The sequence below is a fragment of the Vibrio cionasavignyae genome, from assembly GCF_050337155.1.
GTDB classification, from domain to species: Bacteria; Pseudomonadota; Gammaproteobacteria; order Enterobacterales; family Vibrionaceae; genus Vibrio; species Vibrio nomapromontoriensis.
Map to the genome: position 1 here is coordinate 1 of NZ_JAKJSR010000008.1, position 7,029 is coordinate 7,029.

The 7,029-nt window shown below is 48.2% G+C and carries 3 tRNA genes and 5 rRNA genes; all 8 read right to left on the reverse strand.

Annotated elements, in window-relative coordinates:
- Positions 1 to 473, reverse strand: a 23S ribosomal RNA gene (locus L4D74_RS00505); the annotation flags it as partial.
- Positions 474 to 939: 466 nt separating this feature from the next.
- Positions 940 to 2,492: ribosomal RNA gene (locus L4D74_RS00510) — 16S ribosomal RNA — on the reverse strand.
- Positions 2,493 to 2,869: 377 nt separating this feature from the next.
- A 5S ribosomal RNA gene (gene rrf, locus L4D74_RS00515) occupies positions 2,870 to 2,985 on the reverse strand.
- 134 nt (positions 2,986 to 3,119) lie between these two features.
- A 23S ribosomal RNA gene (locus L4D74_RS00520) occupies positions 3,120 to 6,010 on the reverse strand.
- Positions 6,011 to 6,425: 415 nt separating this feature from the next.
- A tRNA-Val gene (locus tag L4D74_RS00525) sits at positions 6,426 to 6,501 on the reverse strand.
- A gap of 68 nt (positions 6,502 to 6,569) precedes the next feature.
- A tRNA-Lys gene (locus L4D74_RS00530) sits at positions 6,570 to 6,645 on the reverse strand.
- A 2-nt stretch (positions 6,646 to 6,647) separates the two neighbouring features.
- Positions 6,648 to 6,723 (reverse strand) — tRNA-Glu (locus tag L4D74_RS00535).
- Between the two features lie 123 nt (positions 6,724 to 6,846).
- Positions 6,847 to 7,029 (reverse strand): 16S ribosomal RNA (locus L4D74_RS00540); the annotation flags it as partial.

The window sequence follows — 7,029 nt, forward strand, 5'->3', positions numbered from 1 at the left end:
GGTTCTTTTCGCCTTTCCCTCACGGTACTGGTTCACTATCGGTCAGTCAGTAGTATTTAGCCTTGGAGGATGGTCCCCCCATATTCAAACAGGATATCACGTGTCCCGCCTTACTCGTTTTCACTGATTATGATGTGTCGGTTACGGGGCTATCACCCTTTACTGCGGCACTTTCCAGAGCCTTCACCTGCATCATTAAAAGCTTAAGGGCTANTCCAATTTCGCTCGCCGCTACTTTCGGAATCTCGGTTGATTTCTCTTCCTCGGGGTACTTAGATGTTTCAGTTCCCCCGGTTTGCTTCATTAACCTATGTATTGAGTTAATGATACGTGCTTATGCACGTGGGTTTCCCCATTCGGAAATCCCAGACTCACAGGTTATTACTACCTAATCTGGGCTTATCGCAAGTTATTACGTCCTTCATCGCCTCTGACTGCCAAGGCATCCACCGTGTACGCTTAGTCACTTAACCATACAACCCCAAAAGGTCTTATGTATGGCAAACAACCAAAGTCGCTATCTCATTATTTGAATGAGCGAGATAGCATTCGATTTTGCCGGACTCAAATATAAACATCACAACCGAAGTTATGGTGTTTCCAAGAACACTTGAATGTGTGTTGGTACCTACATCTTAAAGACATAGGATTTGAGAACTTTTATTTGAACAACAATGAAATCACATTATTATTCGTCAGCTTTCCAAATTGTTAAAGAGCATGTGTTACTTAAACAGTAACCATTTTTAAAGACTCTCATTTCTAGTAAACAAAACAAGAAAACATAGAAAAGCTATCCCGGAGCGAACCCCAAACCCCGTCACCGCCAGCAAAGCGCGCTCCCAGAGGAGCTATAGACCAACCGGAAAAAGGTGTCCTTACTCAAAACTTCTAAACCTAATCAATCTGTGTGAACACTCATCAAGACAATCTTTCGTATAAGGAGGTGATCCAGCCCCAGGTTCCCCTAGGGCTACCTTGTTACGACTTCACCCCAGTCATGAACCACAAAGTGGTGAGCGTCCTCCCGAAGGTTAAACTACCCACTTCTTTTGCAGCCCACTCCCATGGTGTGACGGGCGGTGTGTACAAGGCCCGGGAACGTATTCACCGTGGCATTCTGATCCACGATTACTAGCGATTCCGACTTCATGGAGTCGAGTTGCAGACTCCAATCCGGACTACGACGCACTTTTTGGGATTCGCTCACTATCGCTAGCTTGCTGCCCTCTGTATGCGCCATTGTAGCACGTGTGTAGCCCTACTCGTAAGGGCCATGATGACTTGACGTCGTCCCCACCTTCCTCCGGTTTATCACCGGCAGTCTCCCTGGAGTTCCCACCATTAYGTGCTGGCAAACAAGGATAAGGGTTGCGCTCGTTGCGGGACTTAACCCAACATTTCACAACACGAGCTGACGACAGCCATGCAGCACCTGTCTTAGAGTTCCCGAAGGCACTCCTGCGTCTCCGCTGGATTCTCTAGATGTCAAGAGTAGGTAAGGTTCTTCGCGTTGCATCGAATTAAACCACATGCTCCACCGCTTGTGCGGGCCCCCGTCAATTCATTTGAGTTTTAATCTTGCGACCGTACTCCCCAGGCGGTCTACTTAACGCGTTAGCTCCGAAAGCCACGGCTCAAGGCCACAACCTCCAAGTAGACATCGTTTACGGCGTGGACTACCAGGGTATCTAATCCTGTTTGCTCCCCACGCTTTCGCATCTGAGTGTCAGTATCTGTCCAGGGGGCCGCCTTCGCCACTGGTATTCCTTCAGATCTCTACGCATTTCACCGCTACACCTGAAATTCTACCCCCCTCTACAGTACTCTAGTCCGCCAGTTTCAAATGCAGTTCCGAGGTTGAGCCTCGGGCTTTCACATCTGACTTAACAAACCACCTGCATGCGCTTTACGCCCAGTAATTCCGATTAACGCTCGCACCCTCCGTATTACCGCGGCTGCTGGCACGGAGTTAGCCGGTGCTTCTTCTGCAGCTAACGTCAAATCCATACGCTATTAACGCATGAACCTTCCTCACTGCTGAAAGTACTTTACAACCCGAAGGCCTTCTTCATACACGCGGCATGGCTGCATCAGGCTTGCGCCCATTGTGCAATATTCCCCACTGCTGCCTCCCGTAGGAGTCTGGACCGTGTCTCAGTTCCAGTGTGGCTGATCATCCTCTCAGACCAGCTAGGGATCGTCGCCTTGGTGAGCCATTACCTCACCAACTAGCTAATCCCACCTGGGCATATCCTGACGCGAGAGGCCCGAAGGTCCCCCTCTTTGGCCCGAAGGCATTATGCGGTATTAGCCATCGTTTCCAATGGTTATCCCCCACATCAGGGCAATTTCCCAGGCATTACTCACCCGTCCGCCGCTCGACGCCCAACAAATCACCCGAAGGGTCAATGTTGTCGTTTCCGCTCGACTTGCATGTGTTAGGCCTGCCGCCAGCGTTCAATCTGAGCCATGATCAAACTCTTCAATTTAAGATTTTGTCGGCTCAATGAATACTGACTTCAAAACTGTCCCTTACTTAAAAAGTAAGAAGTAATTTTAAAGCTATTATCGTTCCAACAGAACGATAATGAATTTTGACTGTGTGACAGTAAGCGAACTTACTACCCTTAGGTCACGTGTTCATTGAAAACCATTGTTGATACCGAAGTATCTAGTGATTATCATCAACAAGTGTCCACACAGATTGATATAGGTCTATATTGTTAAAGAGCTTTGCTTTCAATGCCTTAGCACTTAAGCAGGACGCGTATAATACGCTATCTACTTTGAAAGTCAACATAATATTCTAAGTATTTACTTAAAAAACTATGTTGACTCGTCTCAATCGAGACAAGTCGATATTAAAGCCTGGCGATGTCCTACTCTCACATGGGGAAACCCCACACTACCATCGGCGCTACTGCGTTTCACTTCTGAGTTCGGCATGGGATCAGGTGGGTCCGCAACGCTATGGTCGCCAAGCAAATTCTTCTTTTACTTTCAGCTTTTATGAAAAACTGAAGGCAAAATTAATCTGGAAAGCTGAATAAAAGTTCTTAAATACACATTCAATTATGTTCTTGCTTTGAGTCCAATCAAAACCCTTTGGGTGTTGTATGGTTAAGCCTCACGGGCAATTAGTACAGGTTAGCTCAATGCCTCGCAGCACTTACACACCCTGCCTATCAACGTTCTAGTCTTGAACAACCCTTTAGGACACTTAAAGTGCCAGGGAAGACTCATCTCAGGGCTCGCTTCCCGCTTAGATGCTTTCAGCGGTTATCGATTCCGAACTTAGCTACCGGGCAATGCCATTGGCATGACAACCCGAACACCAGAGGTTCGTCCACTCCGGTCCTCTCGTACTAGGAGCAGCCCCCTTCAATCTTCCAACGCCCACGGCAGATAGGGACCGAACTGTCTCACGACGTTCTAAACCCAGCTCGCGTACCACTTTAAATGGCGAACAGCCATACCCTTGGGACCGACTTCAGCCCCAGGATGTGATGAGCCGACATCGAGGTGCCAAACACCGCCGTCGATATGAACTCTTGGGCGGTATCAGCCTGTTATCCCCGGAGTACCTTTTATCCGTTGAGCGATGGCCCTTCCATTCAGAACCACCGGATCACTATGACCTACTTTCGTACCTGCTCGAATTGTCATTCTCGCAGTCAAGCGGGCTTATGCCATTGCACTAACCACACGATGTCCAACCGTGTTTAGCCCACCTTCGTGCTCCTCCGTTACTCTTTGGGAGGAGACCGCCCCAGTCAAACTACCCACCAGGCACTGTCCGCAAYCCCGATTAGGGRCCAACGTTAGAACATCAAGCATACAAGGGTGGTATTTCAAGATTGCCTCCACACACACTAGCGTGCATGCTTCAAAGGCTCCCACCTATCCTACACATGTAGGGTCAATGTTCAGTGCCAAGCTGTAGTAAAGGTTCACGGGGTCTTTCCGTCTAGCCGCGGGTACACTGCATCTTCACAGCGATTTCAATTTCACTGAGTCTCGGGTGGAGACAGCGTGGCCATCATTACGCCATTCGTGCAGGTCGGAACTTACCCGACAAGGAATTTCGCTACCTTAGGACCGTTATAGTTACGGCCGCCGTTTACCGGGGCTTCGATCAAGAGCTTCGACCTAAGTCTAACCCCATCAATTAACCTTCCGGCACCGGGCAGGCGTCACACCGTATACGTCATCTTACGATTTTGCACAGTGCTGTGTTTTTAATAAACAGTTGCAGCCACCTGGTATCTGCGACTCCTAGTAGCTCCATCCGCAAGGGACTTCACCGCCAAGAGCGTACCTTCTCCCGAAGTTACGGTACCATTTTGCCTAGTTCCTTCACCCGAGTTCTCTCAAGCGCCTTGGTATTCTCTACCCGACCACCTGTGTCGGTTTGGGGTACGATTTCTTATAATCTGAAGCTTAGAGGCTTTTCCTGGAAGCATGGCATCAATGACTTCACTACCGTAGTAGCTCGACATCGTATCTCAGCGTTAATAGTGGTCCGGATTTACCTAAACCACCCGCCTACGTACTTGAACCTGGACAACCATCGCCAGGCCCACCTAGCCTTCTCCGTCCCCCCATCGCAATTATAAGAAGTACGGGAATATTAACCCGTTTCCCATCGACTACGCCTTTCGGCCTCGCCTTAGGGGTCGACTTACCCTGCCCCGATTAACGTTGGACAGGAACCCTTGGTCTTCCGGCGAGGAGGTTTTTCACCCCCTTTATCGTTACTCATGTCAGCATTCGCACTTCTGATACCTCCAGCARACCTTACAGTYCACCTTCAACGGCTTACAGAACGCTCCCCTACCCAATACGATAAATCATATTGCCGCAGCTTCGGTGTATAGCTTAGCCCCGTTACATCTTCCGCGCAGGCCGACTCGACTAGTGAGCTATTACGCTTTCTTTAAATGATGGCTGCTTCTAAGCCAACATCCTAGCTGTCTAAGCCTTCCCACATCGTTTCCCACTTAGCTATACTTTGGGACCTTAGCTGGCGGTCTGGGTTGTTTCCCTCTCCACGACGGACGTTAGCACCCGCCGTGTGTCTCCCGGATATTACTTACTGGTATTCGGAGTTTGCAAAGGGTTGGTAAGTCGGGATGACCCCCTAGCCTTAACAGTGCTCTACCCCCAGTAGTATTCGTCCGAGGCGCTACCTAAATAGCTTTCGGGGAGAACCAGCTATCTCCAGGTTTGATTGGCCTTTCACCCCTAGCCACAAGTCATCCGCTAATTTTTCAACATTAGTCGGTTCGGTCCTCCAGTTGATGTTACTCAACCTTCAACCTGCCCATGGCTAGATCACCTGGTTTCGGGTCTATATCCAGAGACTGAACGCCCAGTTAAGACTCGGTTTCCCTACGGCTCCCCTAAACGGTTAACCTTGCCACTGAATATAAGTCGCTGACCCATTATACAAAAGGTACGCAGTCACCCAACAAAGTGGGCTCCTACTGCTTGTACGTACACGGTTTCAGGTTCTATTTCACTCCCCTCACAGGGGTTCTTTTCGCCTTTCCCTCACGGTACTGGTTCACTATCGGTCAGTCAGTAGTATTTAGCCTTGGAGGATGGTCCCCCCATATTCAAACAGGATATCACGTGTCCCGCCTTACTCGTTTTCACTGATTATGATGTGTCGGTTACGGGGCTATCACCCTTTACTGCGAGACTTTCCAGACTCTTCACCTGCATCATTAAAAGCTTAAGGGCTARTCCAATTTCGCTCGCCGCTACTTTCGGAATCTCGGTTGATTTCTCTTCCTCGGGGTACTTAGATGTTTCAGTTCCCCCGGTTTGCTTCATTAACCTATGTATTGAGTTAATGATACGTGCTTATGCACGTGGGTTTCCCCATTCGGAAATCCCAGACTCACAGGTTATTACTACCTAATCTGGGCTTATCGCAAGTTATTACGTCCTTCATCGCCTCTGACTGCCAAGGCATCCACCGTGTACGCTTAGTCACTTAACCATACAACCCCAAAAGGTTTCGATTTGATTTCACTTTAAAAAGTGAAAACAAAAAGGTGTATGGCAAACAACCAAAGTCGCTATCTCATTATTTGAATGAGCGAGATAGCATTCGATTTTGCCGGACTCAAATATAAACAAACACAACCGAAGTTATGCTGTTTCCAAGAACACTTGAATGTGTGTTGGTACCTACATCCCATCTCTATAAAAGAGTAAGACATAGGATTTGAGAACTTTTATTTGAACAACAATGAAAACAAAATGTTATTCGTCAGCTTTCCAAATTGTTAAAGAGCTAGTTTCTTTCGAAACGCGTGCTAAAAAAGCACTTTCTAACGACTTTCAGAGTCAAAAATGCAAACCAACAACATGAGTAGTGGTTTGGATTGATACTTCCAAAAATATTTAGAGAGTGGTGGGCGATACCGGGCTCGAACCAGTGACCCCCTCCTTGTAAGGGAGGTGCTCTCCCAACTGAGCTAATCGCCCACATTTAGTTTGCTTTTCGTTTCCGCTTTAAAAAGCAGAAGCAAATTGCTTCCCTCGTGGAGAGAGAATGGTGGGTCGTGCAGGATTCGAACCTGCGACCAATTGATTAAAAGTCAACTGCTCTACCAACTGAGCTAACGACCCAATGGTATCCCGTAGGGGAGTCGAACCCCTGTTACCGCCGTGAAAGGGCGGTGTCCTAGGCCTCTAGACGAACGGGACACTAAGTAGTAAGTGTTGGGCACTTACTGTTTGTTGTTTTCACTTAACAAGTAAAAACAACCACTCTTTTACATCATAAACCTAATCAATCTGTGTGAACACTCATCAAGAYAATCTTTCGTATAAGGAGGTGATCCAGCCCCAGGTTCCCCTAGGGCTACCTTGTTACGACTTCACCCCAGTCATGAACCACAAAGTGGTGAGCGTCCTCCCGAAGGTTAAACTACCCACTTCTTTTGCAGCCCACTCCCATGGTGTGACGGGCGGTGTGTACAAGGCCCGGGAACGTATTCACCGTGGCATTCT